Annotated in this window: 28 protein-coding genes; 7 read left to right on the top strand and 21 right to left on the bottom strand. The window is 46.3% G+C overall.

The features are described from left to right. Position 1: 1 nt before the first annotated feature. The gene (locus M1E86_RS20560) at positions 2–640 is read right to left on the bottom strand and encodes a hypothetical protein (RefSeq protein ID WP_113767330.1); all 639 of its coding nucleotides are present in this window, start codon (positions 638–640) and stop codon (positions 2–4) included. Further along, a complete protein-coding gene (locus M1E86_RS20555; protein WP_042847373.1) occupies positions 637–1,227 on the bottom strand; it encodes a hypothetical protein in 591 nt (196 codons plus the stop codon). The genes M1E86_RS20560 and M1E86_RS20555 overlap by 4 nt, the downstream gene beginning before the upstream one ends. A 301-nt stretch (positions 1,228–1,528) precedes the next feature. Here M1E86_RS20555 and M1E86_RS20550 point away from each other — a divergent pair, with 301 nt between their 5' ends. After that, positions 1,529–2,233: an IS6-like element IS26 family transposase gene (locus M1E86_RS20550; protein ID WP_001067858.1), complete on the top strand. Its 705-nt coding sequence runs from the start codon at positions 1,529–1,531 to the stop codon at positions 2,231–2,233. Here the strand turns inward: M1E86_RS20550 and M1E86_RS20545 are convergent. The 9 genes from M1E86_RS20545 to M1E86_RS20505 form a co-directional block, all read right to left on the bottom strand. Next, positions 2,124–2,768 (bottom strand): hypothetical protein, encoded by a 645-nt coding sequence (locus M1E86_RS20545; protein ID WP_426099736.1) that lies wholly within the window; start codon positions 2,766–2,768, stop codon positions 2,124–2,126. The two genes, M1E86_RS20550 and M1E86_RS20545, sit on opposite strands and share 110 nt — an antisense overlap. Before the next feature lie 147 nt (positions 2,769–2,915). Beyond that, positions 2,916–3,521, bottom strand: a complete 606-nt coding sequence (locus M1E86_RS20540; protein WP_042847377.1) for a DUF2913 family protein — start codon at positions 3,519–3,521, stop codon at positions 2,916–2,918. A 161-nt stretch (positions 3,522–3,682) separates the two neighbouring features. Continuing rightward, the gene (locus M1E86_RS20535; protein ID WP_166268309.1) at positions 3,683–4,273 is read right to left on the bottom strand and encodes a hypothetical protein; all 591 of its coding nucleotides are present in this window, start codon (positions 4,271–4,273) and stop codon (positions 3,683–3,685) included. Positions 4,274–4,336: 63 nt separating this feature from the next. Further along, entirely contained in the window at positions 4,337–4,876 is a 540-nt protein-coding gene (locus M1E86_RS20530) for a hypothetical protein (protein WP_042847383.1), read from the bottom strand. Between the two features lie 14 nt (positions 4,877–4,890). Next, a complete protein-coding gene (locus M1E86_RS20525; RefSeq protein ID WP_042847384.1) occupies positions 4,891–5,595 on the bottom strand; it encodes a hypothetical protein in 705 nt (234 codons plus the stop codon). Between the two features lie 28 nt (positions 5,596–5,623). Then, positions 5,624–6,013 (bottom strand): hypothetical protein, encoded by a 390-nt coding sequence (locus M1E86_RS20520; protein ID WP_042847385.1) that lies wholly within the window; start codon positions 6,011–6,013, stop codon positions 5,624–5,626. 88 nt (positions 6,014–6,101) lie between these two features. Continuing rightward, complete coding sequence (locus tag M1E86_RS20515) at positions 6,102–6,428, bottom strand: PerC family transcriptional regulator (protein WP_042847386.1); 327 nt, start codon at positions 6,426–6,428, stop codon at positions 6,102–6,104. Positions 6,429–6,706: 278 nt separating this feature from the next. Further along, positions 6,707–7,054, bottom strand: a complete 348-nt coding sequence (locus M1E86_RS20510; RefSeq protein ID WP_042847387.1) for a hypothetical protein — start codon at positions 7,052–7,054, stop codon at positions 6,707–6,709. A gap of 130 nt (positions 7,055–7,184) precedes the next feature. Further along, entirely contained in the window at positions 7,185–7,748 is a 564-nt protein-coding gene (locus M1E86_RS20505; protein ID WP_042847388.1) for a recombinase family protein, read from the bottom strand. Positions 7,749–7,932: 184 nt separating this feature from the next. On the opposite strand from M1E86_RS20505, the gene M1E86_RS20500 reads away from it, so the two are divergent. The 3 genes from M1E86_RS20500 to M1E86_RS20490 all read left to right on the top strand — a co-directional run bounded on the left by M1E86_RS20500 (position 7,933) and on the right by M1E86_RS20490 (position 8,895). Further along, on the top strand, positions 7,933–8,283 hold the full coding sequence (locus M1E86_RS20500; protein WP_042847389.1) for a type II toxin-antitoxin system RelE/ParE family toxin: 351 nt from the start codon (positions 7,933–7,935) through the stop codon (positions 8,281–8,283). Position 8,284: 1 nt separating this feature from the next. Next, positions 8,285–8,584 carry a helix-turn-helix domain-containing protein gene (locus M1E86_RS20495; protein WP_042847390.1) on the top strand — a complete coding sequence of 100 codons (300 nt, stop codon included), beginning with the start codon at positions 8,285–8,287 and terminating at the stop codon, positions 8,582–8,584. A 140-nt stretch (positions 8,585–8,724) separates the two neighbouring features. After that, positions 8,725–8,895, top strand: coding sequence for a hypothetical protein (locus tag M1E86_RS20490; RefSeq protein ID WP_206086939.1), 171 nt, complete (start codon positions 8,725–8,727; stop codon positions 8,893–8,895). Here the strand turns inward: M1E86_RS20490 and M1E86_RS20485 are convergent. Continuing rightward, a complete protein-coding gene (locus M1E86_RS20485) occupies positions 8,892–9,839 on the bottom strand; it encodes an IS30 family transposase (protein ID WP_140035165.1) in 948 nt (315 codons plus the stop codon). The genes M1E86_RS20490 and M1E86_RS20485 overlap by 4 nt on opposite strands. A gap of 245 nt (positions 9,840–10,084) precedes the next feature. On the opposite strand from M1E86_RS20485, the gene M1E86_RS20480 reads away from it, so the two are divergent. Continuing rightward, on the top strand, positions 10,085–10,822 hold the full coding sequence (locus M1E86_RS20480; protein ID WP_206086938.1) for a hypothetical protein: 738 nt from the start codon (positions 10,085–10,087) through the stop codon (positions 10,820–10,822). A gap of 50 nt (positions 10,823–10,872) precedes the next feature. Here M1E86_RS20480 and M1E86_RS20475 read toward each other — a convergent pair whose 3' ends face one another. The 5 genes from M1E86_RS20475 to M1E86_RS20455 form a co-directional block, all read right to left on the bottom strand. After that, complete coding sequence (locus tag M1E86_RS20475; protein ID WP_042847392.1) at positions 10,873–11,274, bottom strand: hypothetical protein; 402 nt, start codon at positions 11,272–11,274, stop codon at positions 10,873–10,875. Positions 11,275–11,705: 431 nt separating this feature from the next. Further along, on the bottom strand, positions 11,706–12,230 hold the full coding sequence (locus M1E86_RS20470) for a hypothetical protein (protein WP_052219403.1): 525 nt from the start codon (positions 12,228–12,230) through the stop codon (positions 11,706–11,708). 33 nt (positions 12,231–12,263) lie between these two features. Further along, on the bottom strand, positions 12,264–12,482 hold the full coding sequence (locus M1E86_RS20465; protein WP_042847394.1) for a hypothetical protein: 219 nt from the start codon (positions 12,480–12,482) through the stop codon (positions 12,264–12,266). A gap of 273 nt (positions 12,483–12,755) precedes the next feature. Continuing rightward, a complete protein-coding gene (locus M1E86_RS20460; RefSeq protein ID WP_042847396.1) occupies positions 12,756–13,070 on the bottom strand; it encodes a hypothetical protein in 315 nt (104 codons plus the stop codon). Between the two features lie 76 nt (positions 13,071–13,146). Next, entirely contained in the window at positions 13,147–13,356 is a 210-nt protein-coding gene (locus tag M1E86_RS20455; RefSeq protein ID WP_042847397.1) for a hypothetical protein, read from the bottom strand. A 215-nt stretch (positions 13,357–13,571) separates the two neighbouring features. On the opposite strand from M1E86_RS20455, the gene M1E86_RS20450 reads away from it, so the two are divergent. Continuing rightward, a complete protein-coding gene (locus tag M1E86_RS20450; protein ID WP_094962948.1) occupies positions 13,572–14,729 on the top strand; it encodes a PAAR domain-containing protein in 1,158 nt (385 codons plus the stop codon). Then, positions 14,719–14,982, top strand: coding sequence for a hypothetical protein (locus tag M1E86_RS20445; RefSeq protein ID WP_042847398.1), 264 nt, complete (start codon positions 14,719–14,721; stop codon positions 14,980–14,982). Before M1E86_RS20450 ends, M1E86_RS20445 begins: the two co-directional genes overlap by 11 nt. A gap of 34 nt (positions 14,983–15,016) precedes the next feature. Here the strand turns inward: M1E86_RS20445 and M1E86_RS20440 are convergent, their stop codons facing one another. The 4 genes from M1E86_RS20440 to M1E86_RS20425 all read right to left on the bottom strand — a co-directional run bounded on the left by M1E86_RS20440 (position 15,017) and on the right by M1E86_RS20425 (position 17,765). Next, complete coding sequence (locus tag M1E86_RS20440; protein WP_042847399.1) at positions 15,017–15,355, bottom strand: hypothetical protein; 339 nt, start codon at positions 15,353–15,355, stop codon at positions 15,017–15,019. A 223-nt stretch (positions 15,356–15,578) separates the two neighbouring features. Further along, positions 15,579–15,821, bottom strand: coding sequence for a hypothetical protein (locus tag M1E86_RS20435; protein ID WP_042847400.1), 243 nt, complete (start codon positions 15,819–15,821; stop codon positions 15,579–15,581). A 185-nt stretch (positions 15,822–16,006) separates the two neighbouring features. Further along, positions 16,007–17,056, bottom strand: a complete 1,050-nt coding sequence (locus tag M1E86_RS20430) for a hypothetical protein (RefSeq protein WP_042847402.1) — start codon at positions 17,054–17,056, stop codon at positions 16,007–16,009. Next, positions 17,049–17,765, bottom strand: coding sequence for a hypothetical protein (locus M1E86_RS20425; RefSeq protein WP_094962950.1), 717 nt, complete (start codon positions 17,763–17,765; stop codon positions 17,049–17,051). The genes M1E86_RS20430 and M1E86_RS20425 overlap by 8 nt, the downstream gene beginning before the upstream one ends. Positions 17,766–17,810 lie beyond the last annotated feature (45 nt).

The raw sequence follows: 17,810 nt of genomic DNA, 5'->3' as shown, positions 1-17,810 counted from the left end.
CTTAACGTTGGCTCCAGTCGTGCTTCAGTGCAGATATGCTTGGGCGCGGGGCTTTGCCTATCCACTCGCAGCAGGTGAACCAGAATCGGTTAAATTTGTAGGGGATGTGGGTGTAATACCGATCGCCGTCATCTTCTTTGATTTTTTCACCGGCAATGACGGGGTGTTGGTGGCAGAACGGGCATGCCGCTGCACCGTCTGCCATTTCTGGCGCGATCGGGAATTGTGTAGCACCTAACATTTCCGGATCACCCGGCATGCGATGACGCCAGTGGGTGCCTTCTGGCAAGGTGATGAATTCATCGTCCAGTACGTATTCAAAGGTTGGCATCAAGACGTGATGCACACCGTGTTTACGCCAGCGTAACTGCGCCAGAAATTCAACTGTTTCCTCCGGCTTGGATTCCATCGGGACACGGAAGCGATACACGCCGGGAGTGCTTGGTAACCCTTCCCCCTTGGTGCCCACGGGATGCCAACAAACGTTCGCAGTAGGAATTGGATTGTGGTTGGCGTCATCCGCCATTGGTGAAAATGATTGAGAGTCAAACATGATATTCAGCACTCCTTTCGTGCAGATCGCTTTACCGAGTTGAATGAAAACACGCAGGCGCGCGCAGAATGACGAGGGTAGTTTCATCGGCGCACCTGCCCTACAGTGGCAATGCCGTGCAAGATAAACTCTGGAGGGGATCCGTTTTCAATGCGATAGATGGATAAGAAGACAAATAGCGCAACCCAGACAGTCATAAGCGGCGAAAGCATGAACGGCAACACTGTCCAGGTGGTCAATAGGAGCAGGCTCAACGATGCCCCTGCCACAATGAAAATCTGATAAAGCACCAGCTTGTAGTTGGCGACCATACGCAATAGCGCATGTGTCCGAAAGGTTGCATTATGGCGGAAGTTGCGAAACTCAATCCACATCAACCCGATCCAAAAGACATACGGGCTAAGACTGGCAGCGGCGTTAATCAGTAACATATCCCGCAGCGCCATCATCACTGAAGCTCGGTTGGTCTGTGAATATAATTGCCCTTCCGCAAGCAGGTGTACGGCACGAATAAACCCGTTATCCGCAATGTTCAGCAAGAGAACAATGATCGCGAAAACACCGAAGCCAATACGCAGAGCATTGTGTGACATTTCAGAGGTTTTCAAGCCCCAACCGATAGCGGATGTAGCCCCACAAATATAGCCGACACCCAATAGCGTTGACTGTGTCAACGAGGTTTCCTCAAACCCGGCCAGAGAGAACCAGCAAAGGCAGAAAACGCACATCACGCTAAGGCAGCACAAAAGACTACGTCGAGAGATGAGCGGGTAACGCAGTGCGCATGCCGCAATGTGTTGAAGCTCAGCAAACGGAAGAATAAACAAGCTCCGCATCAGCCTGCCCTCCGGCTTTCCAAAGCCAGTCGATTCCGGATCAGTGTGTAACGGTCATGGAAAAGGTGGCTTTCTGGGCACTGTTGCAAATAGTCGGTGGTGATAAACTTATCATCCCCTTTTGCTGATGGAGCTGCACATGAACCCATTCAAAGGCCGGCATTTTCAGCGTGACATCATTCTGTGGGCCGTACGCTGGTACTGCAAATACGGCATCAGTTACCGTGAGCTGCAGGAGATGCTGGCTGAACGCGGAGTGAATGTCGATCACTCCACGATTTACCGCTGGGTTCAGCGTTATGCGCCTGAAATGGAAAAACGGCTGCGCTGGTACTGGCGTAACCCTTCCGATCTTTGCCCGTGGCACATGGATGAAACCTACGTGAAGGTCAATGGCCGCTGGGCGTATCTGTACCGGGCCGTCGACAGCCGGGGCCGCACTGTCGATTTTTATCTCTCCTCCCGTCGTAACAGCAAAGCTGCATACCGGTTTCTGGGTAAAATCCTCAACAACGTGAAGAAGTGGCAGATCCCACGATTCATCAACACGGATAAAGCGCCCGCCTATGGTCGCGCGCTTGCTCTGCTCAAACGCGAAGGCCGGTGCCCGTCTGACGTTGAACACCGACAGATTAAGTACCGGAACAACGTGATTGAATGCGATCATGGCAAACTGAAACGGATAATCAACGCCACGCTGGGATTTAAATCCATGAAGACGGCTTACGCCACCATCAAAGGTATTGAGGTGATGCGTGCACTACGCAAAGGCCAGGCCTCAGCATTTTATTATGGTGATCCCCTGGGCGAAATGCGCCTGGTAAGCAGAGTTTTTGAAATGTAAGGCCTTTGAATAAGACAAAAGGCTGCCTCATCGCTAACTTTGCAACAGTGCCGCTTTCTGCAATTCCACTGGCCTGGCGACTACAGAACCAAGTCACATCATGAACTTGTGCATAAGAGACGTGTTCTTGCTTGTTCAGCAGTACAATGAGTTCACGAATGACGTCTTCTGGCGCACCACTGGCCGCGAACCGAAGCAAAGCTGCATGCGTAAACGGGGTTTCAATCGCGGAGATTTGGTAAAACAGTCCACCAGGATAACGCGCTAATGCGATCATTGAGACCATCACAGCGGAAGCTGCGCCTATCAGTGTCAACAATGGCATTACACCACCCATCGCTATAAAACTGGCCCCAGCGCTCACCATCGTCATTCCCGTGATCAGTGCAGTTGTTCCGGCCAAATTACGCTTCATGGTAACGCGGCGCATGCCCTCTAACGAGATATGACCCGCTCTCGCTTCCTGTTCAAGGAAATGCGAAAGGGACTCGTTGTACTCGGTGCCGGGTGTAATACTGCCTCTAAATTTGGACATAGTGCCCCCTGTGCTTGTATTACTGACAGGTTAACCCTGAGGCACTGACTGACGAAATTAAAAGGGCAGCAGAATGAGGGGGTTTTAAGACAAAAAAAGAGCCTTTTATTGAGGCTCTCTTTTGTGAAAATGGTGCAGCGCTTAGCGCTAATCCGGTAACGCGAGCAGGTGATAAAACGGCTTTTGCGCCAATTCCGTATTGGATAGGCCCCAACAGCAAGAAGCCAGCAGCGACTCCACTTTGTCCACCCTCCCTGTTAACACCACTTCGACTGGGTCGGTTTGTGTGCCGTCGTTATTGAAACCGGAGTCTAATGAGGCTTTTCTGATCCGTAGGTAGTCCGTATTTGCATTTAATCGTGCCGCGTCCATCTTCAGCCATTCCACTTCCGTTAACAGTGAGTACGGCCAGCCCATTTGAGACAGGGTACCCAAGATCGTTGTCAGCCGATACAAGTCGTTTTGAGTGGTCAGCTTGCCAGTCCCGCTGTCGTACAAGTATTGAAGCTTTTCCTTCAGCTTGGCATTGGTGGGGTGATTCTCACCTTGGCTGATAAGCCAGCGCAAGTCAGGGGCAACGTCCTTGTGAAAACGCTTTTGACGCATTGCCTGCTTCAACCATTCGAAGAGAAAAAGGTGCTCTTGTATATTTCCGTTAGCACGGCCATCTCTTTTGGCAATACCCAATGCGGTAAGCGCACACCAGGCAAGGTGCGCGCTCATTTGGTTTAAGGTCGTCTTTGTTTGGTTCATAACGTCAAGTATTGCCTATATTTCTCTTTTGTTTACAGCGCTATTTTACCCGAAATCTCACTGATATTCATGACACAGTTGCCCTGGGGCTGAGTTAAGACGTTAGTCAAATGCGAAGTCTTTAAAAGCACACTGACTACGTTAGCACCTTTTTCGCAATGTTAGTGGTCTGGGTGTTCTAACGAAGGTGTATCCTGAGTCAGACCCGTTTTTGCAATACTGTCAGTCAGCGAATTAATATTTTTTTCCATCTTAAGGCGAGCATCGTGATTGTCTTTTTCTTTTTTTGCCCGGAAAAGCATGGCATCCACGGCTCGGGTATGCACCGCGCTCATCGGCACGCCGGACATGACAACTGCATTGAGATAGTCAATGGCGGGACGCTCGTCCTCTGGCCCATAGCCCAATTTGTCGTAGGCATCCTTAGACACCGTATAAAGCAATTCAATTTCACTGACTGTTAACAGAGCCTTGAACTTAGGCAAAGCCCCATAGAAGAACAGACGAGTTAAGACCAGGATGCTACCACAACCCAGCGCGTAGTACCCCGCCAGATCCATTACACGGTGAAATTCTGAGTCACCGAAACCGACCAGATGGGTACATAAATAAGTAAAGCCATACAAGACCACAAAAAATAACATTGGCGTCAGCACAGCCGACAAGAGGATATTTTCAATAAACACAGTGACCTTCAGCATACGGCTATTACTCTGCCGTTGCAGGTACAGTTGAATGTCTGTCTTATCCATATTCATCATGCTCTCTTTGAGCACTCAAACCGTTCGTGTTAGACGGTCTGAGCGTTACGATATTTAGGGGCGGCTATACGACCGTTTTGTTTTTTCAATGGCAGATTCGAATGTCTGGCTCAAGGCGTTCAGCTTGGAATCACGTTCATCCGCCTCGACCAATGCGTTAATTTTTCGCCGGTGGCGATAATTCATTGGGATCCCTTCCCTGATCAGAGTGTCGAGGTAATCAATACCCGACTTTTGTATTGACTCTGAACACCCCATTTCTTGGTATACGCTGAACGTTTTGGAACAAAGCGCCTCGATTTCACTTACTTCCAGCAGCGGGCACAGGCGTGGAAACACACACGAATAGTACAAATGCACAAAGGCCAGCAAGCAGACACAGCCCCCGGTAAAGAAGCACAACGGGATGAATAAGAGCTCATCCACAATTTTCGGCATGATGATCAGGTGAGCGATAGAAAACAGCAACGCCATGATAAGGAAGGAGATAAGCGGTGGTGTGAGGATGCAGTCCATCAGACGTGTGAACTTCAACAACCCACAGGAGCTTTGACGTTGTAGGTACAATTTGATGTCAATTTGTTCAGTTTTCATGTTGTCCTCTTCGGTTAACGGTCGTTTGCTTTTTTCTGTACATCTTCACATTTGGGCGAAACCCCGTGCGAGCCCTGCTCTTGCGCACTCAGGATCCACCAGCCATTTTCGACTTTATGCCTTGGGCTCAACCCGTCATCATCCGCCCAACGCATTGCTACCACGAAGTTATAATTGTTAAGCCAGCGGACAGCTGTTTGACAGTACAAGGCATTTTGCAGCATTGCTTTAATGCGATTGCTGATTTTTTTTGCCTCAGCGGGACTGCTCGTTGGGTTGACGTTGAAAATCAGCGCCGGATCTGCCTGCATCATGCTCCAGGTGATAATGTCTGCTTCAGAGACTCGTGCATGGCACTGCAAAAACTCGTTATTTCGGATGGCAATACGCGACACCGCACTTGGCCGAACAGCATTGCTTTCCAAAAGTGTCGGTAATTTATCTCGGTACTGCATCTGGTCAATTTGCTTCGACTGTAATGCCGAATCTGGTTTTTCCAGTGTATGCGACCCGTGACCCGCGATTAAATATCCGGCATGGTGATTGTGCAGCGCCTTGTAAATCCACATCGGGAACCGGTGTTCAGCCGTCATGCTGGTGGCAACAATCAATGCCTGATCGTAATCAGGGAAAAACACTTTTTTATGCGACCCGAATTGAATGGTTTTTGCGCCCATCAATAGTGGTGAGCCTACAGAACGATGATAAGGTGCGGCCAAGGTAGGTCCTCCGATACAACGTTGAAAGTTAGAAGGTACACATCGAGACGTAGCCCGACTTCTCCGATACGTCTTCCGGCTTTTTATCCAACTTGACTTGGCGATCTTCGTCGCGCATTAAATCGTACCGCAACACCTTGGTGCCCAGAGATTTTGACATGTCTCGGCAATGGATAAGGATGTGAACACGATTGGGTGGCAGGTGCGGGAACCGCTGCAAAAGGATTTTTGTGAACACGACAAACGACGTTTCATTGGTGTCAAATCCATATAGGTCTTCCAGGATGAAGTAAGTGTGATTTTTATTTCCCAACTTCCCCGGCTCAGGGCACAGCTTGACGCGAAAATGAATGGCCTCGCAGGACCATTCACGGTGCGGCAGCGCCATGAGTACGAAGTCTTTTAGTAAAGTGGACATAGAACCTCTCTGGTTGTGTTAGTTGCGCCCTTGGGCGATAAAAAAATTTTACGGGCAGTGATCCCGGTGACGAAATAAATCAGATCTGTTACAGGCAAGAGTTGCTTTTCACACAGAGGCGTACATACGCCGCTTCGACTTTCTGATGGATTGACGTAATGTCGTTGTGAATGTTGCTAAGTTCGATCCGCCTGGCATGGTAGGCGTTGGATAGTTCTATGCAGCGAAAACGTTGAGCCGCGATGTACTCGGCATGACTGGGGTTTTCCTGCATCGCAACGCCCCACTGCTTAGCAGCACGTAAGTACAAGTGTTTTGCCTCAAGCTCAAGTGCGATTTTGACTGCATCCACCTCGGGCAAATACTGTTTACCCAGGCGGTCAACGATATTCGATAAAACCTTCCTGCGTGCCATCAGACCAACTCCTACGGATAGTTGAAATATTGTACGGAATTGAGAGGATGGTACGATCGGTTGGGAAGTTGACGAAGAGAAAAGCAGGACAAAACGAGCGCCTTTTATTGCGTCTCGTTTTACGACGTCGCTAGCTTGGATATTAAAAACTTAAGGGGCAATTCAAAAGATTCTTTGTAGAATCTAAATTGTACTAGCACTGACTTGTGCTCGATGCTACGGCAAATCACAAATCAATTTTAAATATTGGCCTGTACTAAATATTCATATAAAGCGTTCTATGCCCCGGATTTATCTAGCACCACAACAGCTGGATTACTCTTTATATTTTTAATAATGATTCTGCCGTTGTTATACACTATAGTACGATGAGTTTTTGTTAGAGAGTCATCCCAATAACAAGGGTCGGAATCAAGATCTTTCCAATCATTTGGATTGTTTTCTTGTGGACGAAAAACCCCCATGCGAGTAGTGAAATCATTTTTAGGAAGACCATAAAAATCTTCAACCTCTGCCATTATACGAACCAGCAGAGAGAGCGCCTCTTTACGATCAGCAACAGGGGGGTGAGCTAGAAGTTTTTCGAAAAACAAATTAAGACGAACAGCTCTTGGGGGAAACGCCATAAAACAACCTCCAAAGTAATTAGTGATAATTGAATACCCATTGGATAAGAATCAAATCCCATATATTACACATTTATAACATGTTTTCATGTGGGGAAAATTATTTTGTGTCATTTAGCTATCTATTTCTCTATGTTATCCCACTCCTTTTCTCATTGATAATTTTGTAAACGGTTGAACGCGCAATCTGCATTTCTTTGGCAATGACAGTACCGCCTAACCCGCTTGCCTTCAGTTCTAAAACTCGTTCACGGTCAACCGACCGTTTGCGTCCAAATTTAACACCTTTGAGTAATGCTTCTTGCCGCCCCTCGTTTGTTCGTTCAAGGATTCGTTGTCTTTCCGCTTCAGCAACTGCTGATAAAATGGTGACCACCATCTTTCCCATTGAACCTTCCGTGCTTATGCCATCATCCAAAAATCGAACAGCGACACCCATTGAGTCAAATTCTTTTATTAGTTGGATCATGTCTGCGGTGTCTCGGCCGAGCCGGTCTAACTTTTTCACTAGGATAATATCACCCATCTCAACTTTAACTTTGAGTAACTGTAATCCTTCGCGATTAATATGGCTTCCCGATTCTTTATCGGTAAATAAACGGTGCTTTGCAACCCCAGCATCAATTAACGCTTTTTTCTGAATGTCAAGCGATTGTTGGCTGGTGGATACCCTAGCGTAACCAAAAAGACGCAAAATGTGTCTCCTAATTCATTATCGGACATATAGTGTCTATTAATTAAAATAATCGACTTAATAGACACTATTTTATTATTAATTTCAAGTGTCCGAAATATTATAACATATCGGACATTAATTAAATTGACAATATACCTTCCAGGTTATATCATTCATTATAACTCGGAGGTTATATATATTTATGTGGGAAATATTAACGAGAGATCTCTTTGATTCTTGGTTCGAAGAGCAAAATGAGGAAACTCAGATTGAAGTGTTGGCAGTGTTAATGATTTTACGTGAGGATGGCCCCAATCTTGGACGCCCTCAAGTTGACACCCTGAAGGGCTCACAGTTTCCCAACATGAAGGAACTGCGAATTCAGGTTGGTGGTCATCCGATTAGAGCGTGTTTCGCATTTGACCCAATTCGTCGTGGCATTGTGTTATGTGCCGGTGATAAGAAAGGAAAAGATGAAACCCGTTTCTACAAGAAATTAATCAAGATGGCCGATGCGGAATATGCAGCGCACTTATTAGAGCAGGAGAAATAACATGTCCACTTTAAATGAACTACTTGCAAAACAATCCCCCGAAACGCTGGCAAAAATTGAAGACCGAGCAGAAGAAATCCGGCGTGAAATCACACTAGCTAAAATTCGTGAGGAACTGAAACTTTCTCAAACTGAGCTAGCTCAATCACTGGGCGTTTCGCAACCTTCTATTGCTAAGCTTGAAAATGTTGATAACGATCCGAAGCTTTCAACTCTGAAGCGCTACATTAAAGCTTTAGGCGGTGAACTTTCTATCGATGTAACGTTACCGAATGGTAAGAGAATTGGATTGCATCTTTGAGCATAAAGCCTCTCAAGTTCATTTATAAATAAAAATATCTTTATTAAGCATGTCAAGGAGGAGTACATAAAAAAAATGGTGGCGCTGTTGCAAATTAAGGTGAAATTATGCATGTCAATTCAATAAGGTGAATTTTAGTGATGCAAAATATTGATGAACAAGAAATATTAGAGTTAATGATTGCGAATTATTCAAACTCTAAGTTTTCTCAAATAACTGAGCTGTTAAGGATGTCTAACAAAGGCAATGACTTATTGATGGAGTTTAGTAAATATGAAAACGGCGGATTCAAGTCCGAAGTGCAACGCTAAGCCGCCTTTCTTAGCTCCGCAAACACCACCGAAGGTTGTCTGAACCCCAGACACTTGCGTGGCCTGCTGTTCAACGCTCCCTGATAGCGTTGTAAGTCTTCTTCTGTCACTGTCCGCAGGTCTGTTCCTTTCGGGATAAACTGTCTTAACAATCCATTCGTATTCTCGTTCAGCCCACGCTCATGCGAGGCATACGGATGGGCAAAGTACGTATCTGCGTTCAGTGCTTCTGCTATCGCCTTGTGCTCACTAAACTCTAGACCGTTATCGAACGTTATTGTGTGACATACATCCTGATACTCACTCAGCAGTGAGATAATGGCCTTACTGACTTCCACCGCATCCTTTGAAAACACCTTTTTTGTCAGGTAAATACGGCTTTTGCGTTCTGCCAGTGTCACGATAGCACCAGTGCCCTGTTTACCCTGCACCAAATCGGCCTCCCAGTCCCCCAGACGGCTACGGTCATCGACGACTGACGGCCGTAGCTCAATGGATACCGCGTCAGGGATGCGCCCTCGTTTCTGCCCGTAGCCCTTACGATATCGCCGTTTGCCCTGCCTAAGATGCCTGTACAACTCGCCACCGCTACGCTTATCCGCATAGATATACTGGTAAATCCATTCATGGCTGACGCTAAGACCAATAATGCTGCCAATTGCACTTATTTGCTCAGGACTCCACTTCCACTCCAGAGCAAATATCACGAAATCTATGGTCTGCTGAGGAATTGTCCTTTTGGCAGATGACAGTCGCCTATCACAGCACTTCTGGTGTGCCTGTTGTGGGTTATAACCAGTATCTGAAGTGTTACGCCTCAGTTCACGGGAGACCGTGGACTTGCTTACACCGATACGGATACCTATCTCATGGCAGGATAAATTATCCTCACGCAGTATCGATATCTGGTATCGTTGTCCTTCGGTTAGTTGCTGATACTTCATACTTACTCGCTCATCTTTGGTCGGAAGAGCAGGATAGCTTATCAGTAGCTAACCGTCCTTCCATCTAACATGACCGAGCGTTGCACTTATTATCTGAATTCGCGAACAGATTAAATTATTACCTATCTTTAACTTCTATTTATCACACCATAATTAACATATCTTCGATTTATGCTAGCCTAGCGCTACTTGACAATGATGGCGGAATTAAAAGCCCATCATCTAACCCAAAGGGTGTTTCAAGAATGAAGCTAGAGCCTTTCGTTGGTTTGTTGATTATCCAATTTCAAAAATTAGCAGAAACACATATAAAATATACAAAAGTAGTCAAAGACGAGAAAACAAGAATTTCTAAAGAAGAGAGTGAGTTGAAGATTTTTGAATTTATAAAACGCATAAAATCAATACGTGAATTTCAAAATTTGCGTGACGGCTCATTTGCACATCCATTCGAATTAAGAAATGAAATTAAAGTTTATAAGAACCAGGATATTGCTGAAACTTTTCAAAAAGCTATAACTGAATTCTGCGCCCCTGATATTCAACTAATAAAAGATAAGCTAGTGAATATGGTAAATAAAGAAACTTGTACAGGGGCTACTTATTTTAATAAATTAATGCTTTCTTTGCCAGAGAGCGAAGTTAATGAAAAGGAAGAATACAAAAAGATTATCAAAAGACAAGAGAATACATTTCGTGAATTTACTTCCTCCGTTAATAAGCCTGATTCTTTCAGTAACTTTAATTTATTGTTTCATGGTTTTTTATCATATTATTTTTGTGGATCTAATTTGGTTATAGAAAAAAATGAATTGAAATATAAAACAACAATGAAGGATTGTGTTTTTATTAAGTCATTATATGATTACTCCGAATATGTTAAAGTGAAATATTTAAGAAATATTGTGATCTATCTTTTGAATGAAGACAAATCATTTAACGAGCTACATCAAAAAGCCAGAACGTTAAAAGACAGTATTTGATATAAGTAACTGTTTTTCTATTCATAAACCGCCCCAAGAGGGGCGTGATGTCACTTTTCTCTATAAAAAATAAAATAACATTTTTGAATGCGCATGCTGTTGTTGATGTAACCGCAAAGACCTTCTCTGCCATTAGCGTCACGGCCGATCCACAATCCAGCCAGGCGCTTGTCTGGCTTTTCGGACAGTACATAGACCTTATTGTTGAATCGCTCTACGCTTGCTTTTGGCGTGCCTTCTGGAATGTTAAACTCACCCAGGTGCGCGTAGCTGTTCAGCCGCAGAACCGTAATACTGCCCTTTTCACCAGGCTCGGCTTGCTGCACTGATTCTTTGGTTGCCTGCCCAGCCTTCCCGGCGTAGACCGTGTTTGGGTCAAACTGTGGCGCAGCAAATGCGCTGCCGGTTAAAATGATTAGCGCCCCCACCAGCGCCAGGATTTTAGATTTCATCGGATACCCTCGTTGGATGCGCCCTATACCGCTTTAGGCGCAGATTATCAGCACAATCTCACACCCCCACGGCATGTGAATGGCCCGTATAAAGAGCTCCATAATTCAGGAGAAAAGGCGTTTTTTCAATACGAGCGGAGGGAAAGCGCTACGAATTGAGGACGAAAAAGGCGATCCCTGCACAGGCAATGCAGGTAGTCATCACCAATACCCCGAAATAGCGATAAAGCGATGAGAGGAATATGAAGATAATCAGCCCAATCAGAGTCGCGAGCCAAACACCCGGCGCTATCCCGAAGGCATACCAGGCATCAGCTGGAACCCAATACCTCGGCCAGTAGATAGAGATGAGCGCCTTGCCAAAAAGAATGCATCCAAACAACAGACTGATCAGCAGAGCATAGTGGAAAAATCGAAAGTAGAGCCCACCACTACGCATTCGGCTTTGGCTCGTAGTCACCTGGTTCAGTGGCAATAACTTCACCCAGTTCGGGGCTGTACCGGAGTAATTCGTTTTTATCCAGGTACTCAACGTGGCGTTTTGTTTTGCTGTTCGAGAAGCCGAGCTCATGCGCCAGCATATTGATAGAAGGACCGATGCCGGTGCGCTTCATCATGCTTTTCACCGCTTTGATAATGGCTTTACGATCTTCTGTCAGGTACACCTTATCAGTCAGTTCATCATAGCCCTGCCCTTTAGCAATACGCATCGTTCTGGCCGTGGTTTTCTCTCCATCTATAATGATACGGCCTTGCTCATGCAGCTGCTTCACACGCCGGGCAACCAGCCCCTTTGAATAACCCAGGGCCTTACCGATATCATCGTAAGTTGGTGGAGCGCCCTCTTCTTTGATGCATTTAACCAGGTAGTTAAATAGCGTCTCCAGATGGGCTGAAGGGACTTTAGCTTTCGTCACCAGTGGCTCAGTTTCGTTTGCAGGTAGTTGGTCTGACATGATCTTTGGTCACCTCAAGCAATATTAGGCTGGTTATGGTAATGGGCGGATCCGGGTCACACTGGCGTTAACCTGGCTTACCGGCGTTTTGCCTTGCAGGAGAGTTCTGGTTTCAGACAGTGAGATTAACGCATCCTCCAGCAATTGAATTTCTGCGTCGGAAGAGGCTTCACTAATGGCTGAATTAATCCTTTCGCCGACTGTATCGAGCTCCTGAATCACACTCGAAATGACACCAGTAAGATGAGACATATACCACCTATTCGTTATGTTTACTCTATTGTAAAACAGCGCTCAAATCCAGATGTTTAACGCGCTTTCTCATGCCTGCTCTGAGAGACAATTTCCAGACCCAGACTTGTGACCTCATAATGACAGCTGCCTTTATGCTTCAGGAGTTGCCGGGCCACCAATGCGTCAAGAATGATCCGGCTCCGGCTCAGTGTCTGAACGGTTAGTGGGCAACCCGGCCACCATTCTCCATCCTGCTGGTTAACGATATCGTGCAGCAACGCGTGCTGAAGTTTACCCAGTGGTGACGACATGGTTTTTCCTTTTCAATGCGGCTCGCCGGGCTTTAATGCGGGCGTGCGCTTCGGCTTGGGGATCGGTGCATAATTGAATCGCAAGTAAGAGCTGGTGGCGCTGCTTCCGTTCATCAGCGGTCATAAAATTGAGAGCAGTAAAACCGACGGGCATGGTGCCGTGGATACGGTAGCTCTCATCGAAGCGCGCTTGCGCTGCTGCGCTGAGCGCATTGAAACGAGCAGTGACTTCATCTCGGCCAATGTCATTGAACAGTGCGATAGCGCTCAGTTCGTCTTGGGGCGTGCTGGTCATAACGATTTGCCTGTTTGATTTGTTTACCCCTTCATTGTCACATCAGACCGTCCGGTGACGAAGGGGTTAGGCGAAGTTATTCAGTCCAGTGCGTGAGCTCGTCATCCACGATGTAATCAGCTTCATCCTGCTCAAACTCTTCGGCATCAGAGATGCTTTCTAAAGACGACTCAGCCCAATCACGGCATTGGGCCTTCCGCTCATCCTCACTACCGAACTCCCAGGATACCGAACGGGACAGCCAGGCGTTGTACAGTAATTCAAGGTTGTTTGCTTTAGTGCTCATAAATCTCTCTGATAATAATTAGATCGGTTATGAATGGTTACCTACACAAGTAAAGCATGAGGTGTACGCTCGGCGAAATTCCTGGCAGGAATGGAAATGGGAAGTTGGTGTATTGTAATGATTAGATTATTTATAGTTAGATCAATGTCTGGTATTAATATATTATTTTCGTTAATTAATTATATATCACTACCATATCACACATTGGAGGTGTTATGTCTGGAGTAAGACCCATCATTATGGGTAAGGCAATGGCTTTAAATGGCGACAAAACAACTACCGGTGCAACATGTATTGCAACCATAGAAACTGTAACGTGCTTTAATAAAAAAGCATTAAGAGTGGGTGACCCGACAACAAAATGCCCGAAATGTGGACAGACAGGCACCGTTGTTTCTGGGCAGCAAGGTTTTCTAAATCATGGGAAACTTCAAGCCGTACATGACTCAATTGTACAATGCGGCTGTCCGGCAGGTTCTAACAAGGTTATTGCTCATAGTGTAGCAGCACAAGCCCAGCCAAGTCGTTTTGCAACTCAAGCCCCAGCACCATCAACACCTTCACAGGGAACCAGCTTTGGCAGTCGGATCAACCCCGTAGCGCCAGCACCTTTAAATGGTGAATGCAGGGTTTCAGATAACTTGCTCTATGATGGCGTTTTTGTGTGGACGGAAACATTTGGTTCAGGCCATTCATTTATAACAATCCACAAAAATAATAAAGTCTCATTATATTCATACGGTCGCTACGGAACGCCAGGACCATTAACTTTAACGGGTGATGGAATACTTTTATATATGACCGGTGAGGATGCTCGAAAATACATCAGAGATGAGTTATATATAACGAATGCAAGGGTTTTTAAAATAACAGATGCGGACACAGACAAAACAGAAACTTATTTTAATAACCTTTGGAAATCAGGCAGCATACCTAACCTACCTGAAAAAGCAGGTGAGTTGACTCGTAGAAACGGAAGGTCTATAGATGTTTATGATGTCTCAGGTAATAATTGCACAACTCATACAGTGAAAGGGTTGAAGCAATCTGGCACACGTATATTTGAAGAGAGTTACACTCCAATACGAACGCAGTATCCGGTCGAGCGAGAAGAGGCGTTCACGGTGCCTGTTTCATTCCAGAGTTATTTGAATGGTAAGAAAAATAACTTTAATAAGCTTGATGTAATTGAAGTAACAAATGTCTTTCATGAACAGTACCCAAATATTGACAATCTTACGCCATCAGATAAAGGGACAATGATTCAAATTTTTGAATTTGCCACATCGTCAGCTCAAATTGGTGGAGAAGCAACAAGCTTTGATGGTGGAGAAATGGGTGGAGGGGTATTAGGTAGCACTTATGATAAATAGAACGTTTTTAAGATGGTTTTTGACCATCCTGTTGGTTTTATTATTTTATTTAGGCTTGGCCGTCTTTGATTTCGGGTTTAGTTCAAGCTTTACATACAACTACATGGTGATGGGAGATAATGAACCTATTACCGTTTGGCGTGCTTTCGTGGAGGATTTACGCGCCTACCACCAAAACACGTTGGCTTATGTATATCTGGGCACCCCAGTTTTGCTGGCGCTGTTATTTGTCATTCATAAAAAAATAAGATAGTAACTGTTATGACGAAGTCGGTGAGGGACTCCCCTCACCGGTACCGTTCACCCGCATTGAATCGTTCGATTAACACCGGCAAAGTATCAGTAAGACCATAATTAGCGACCGCTTTATCGCTGGCAGATTGACGCATAACCCCATTTTCAACGACGACAAAAGCCGTAATTCCGCTAAAGATAGTTTTTTCTCCCTCATAAACTTCGACGAACACACCAGGCTCAATGAGTTGTCGTTTAGGTCTGGAAGAAGGCCCGCCATTCGATGCCCGATCACCTTTCTTTGTCTTTGAGCTACCTGGCATGAACTGACCACCTTTATAGTGTTCACCGTTTACACCAACTTCGCCGCCTTTCTTTGCTTGGCCTTTCATGTCGATTAGTAGTCCTATTAATAGGTGGTATTAAAGAAAAGCCGGGTTAACACCCGGCCAGAAAAGTGAGGCCTTGATAGCTTACCCAGCACTGGGGTAAAGACGGTTTGTCTATACTGACTGGCTCACCGCAGTGGGCGACTGAAGAGCCAAGAAAGCCAGCGCCTAGCGCCAATACTAGCAATACCGAAAAAAGTGCTTTTTTATTCATTTCCGGGCTTGGTTAAATAAAACGATGACCGTTGTTATAGCGTGCGATCAGGTCGTCAATTCTACCTGTCAGTCCGCACATCCCAACGGCCACGTCACTGGCATTAATCTGCATAATGCCTTCTTCATCGACAGCGACCACTGCGCGCACTCGATCGAAGATCGATTCTTTTCCTGACTCCACCAGCTCATACCGACCTGGCTCAATCTGAAGTCGCCGTAAATCTCGGCTTTTGCGTTGAAGTGATTGGGTCATGAGTTGTTCCTGTTAGTTGTGGCTCCCATAGTGTGGCACAGCACATTCAGGGAACGAAATGATGTAAGTTTGCGATGCTGATTCAAACATTCAGGCGCATAATCCCCCTCGCAAAATAACAGTTTTCAAAATGATGTCGTGATTTTTAGGCAAAATGGTCACCAGTCAGCGACCGTATTTCACCATCAGTTCGTGATCACAAAAGTAGGCACCCCTGCCCCTATCGTCACGCGCTGCAAGTACGCTTCTATCGCGGGCTTATCCAAGACCCCGGTATGACGTAATTCAGCAGCCATGTCCGTTAATAACGTGACGTTGTCACGCATGAACTGGTTTATGATAGTGATCTGTTCGGCATGAAGGGTATTAAAGGCGGCGATGTTATGTCGCAGAGATTCGTCTTTACCGTCATCGATCAGTAGCACATTGCCAAAGCCGTTCTGAAGGTAACGGTCCGCTTGCTCACCCCATGAACGCATGTCCTCCTGCGACCCTTCGAATTGCTTGCCATAGACGGCCAATTCCGCAGCGGAGCCTCCGAGTGCCAACAACATTCGCCAATAAAGCTGATCGCGTGATGCTCGGCCATCAAGCGCAACGTTGCTTTCCATATAGCCCAGACGTAGTACAGTTCCGCGTGTTTCACGCGTAATGGCAACCCGCATGAATTCCGGATGAGTATTCTGAAGGGCATAGACCAGGGCATGGCCGCATTCATGGATTGCTGTCAGTTTCAGCGAGGCCTCTGATCGGCGAAGGGGGGCAGAAAAACGCCCATATTCGATATGTTGCGTTTGAATTTTTGAATTGCGTATGCATAACCGGTAAACAAAGGTGACAAGATAAAAACTTACCACTGCACTAATCGCCAATTCCGGGTCACGTAGTGCCCCGTCAATAACGCCATTAATCTCACCTTGGACCTGAGCGAAAAAACGGCAGACCAGCTGAAAAACGATCACCAGCAAAACGATATCGTAGACGAGCTTACCGAAGTAGCCGAGATAATCGAAAGTCGTAGTGCGCATAAAAGTGCTGATCACTAACCAGACCACAGCCAGAGGCATCGCCAGACCTAATAGGTTAACGATTATTTTTGTTGCTCCTGTCGCAGTATCGGGTGCAGGCCATCCCCAGAGGGACCAGAGGAGGAGCCCGGCCAATGCGATGAAGGAAAGGTGCTCACGAACAAAGGCGGTTGCACGAACCCATAGCGGGATCTGAGGCTTAAGCATGATTTTCCTCCCAGAGATGGATGGGGCCATTGGTTTGACGATGCTGTAGCGGTCGGGTCAATACCGCAGGGTTTGTCTCGTTGAAATACCGGCCAATTTCAATATCCGCTTTCACGGCACGAATGATGATACCGGCTAAGTGCAACGCCTCGGGCAGATCATAAACCGTCGGTTCGTCAATGGGGTCACCGCATTGCTCTTGTCCTGCCGTGATGCACAAAGGAATGACCAGGTCGCTTTCTTTCGAGTGAAAATCGCAGCTGAGCATGTGGCTATCATCATGACGGTAAGGCCAAACATGCGCGGTGAGCGCCTGACCTTTGGCCTGTTCACGGACATAGGCCACTATCTTTCCTGCAATGCCATGAAGCCCTGTATCGGTGAAGGTAAACCCAGAGGGAACGAGTTGACTCTTTTTGGGCGATTCCAGCGCGTCACGGGCATCGCTTTCGAGTTGGTATTGATCCAGCATCTCGGCAATGGCTTCGAAATTTAGCACATCGCTTAGTGCCTTGTTCAGATCGCCATTATGGGCTTGACTGGCTTTCAGGTGCTCTTCGGCCACCTTCACAAGCATATCAGCGGCCTGATCAAACAACCTCGCAGCCTGACGCATCAAGGACTCCGTTGCGGTTGACTCGGCTTTTGGCAATAAACCTGCCTGATAAAGGGTGTTTTTGAGATGATTGATTGCGTTTTCGTAGTTCATGGAGCTATGCCTATCGGTGGTATGAAGTTCCTCATGGTAGTGGCC

Origin of the sequence: Providencia sp. PROV200 (assembly GCF_049901995.1) — a bacterium.
GTDB classification, from domain to species: Bacteria; Pseudomonadota; Gammaproteobacteria; order Enterobacterales; family Enterobacteriaceae; genus Providencia; species Providencia rettgeri_E.
The sequence above is the reverse complement of the archived record's forward strand: the minus strand, read 5'-3'. Positions and strand labels throughout refer to the sequence as shown.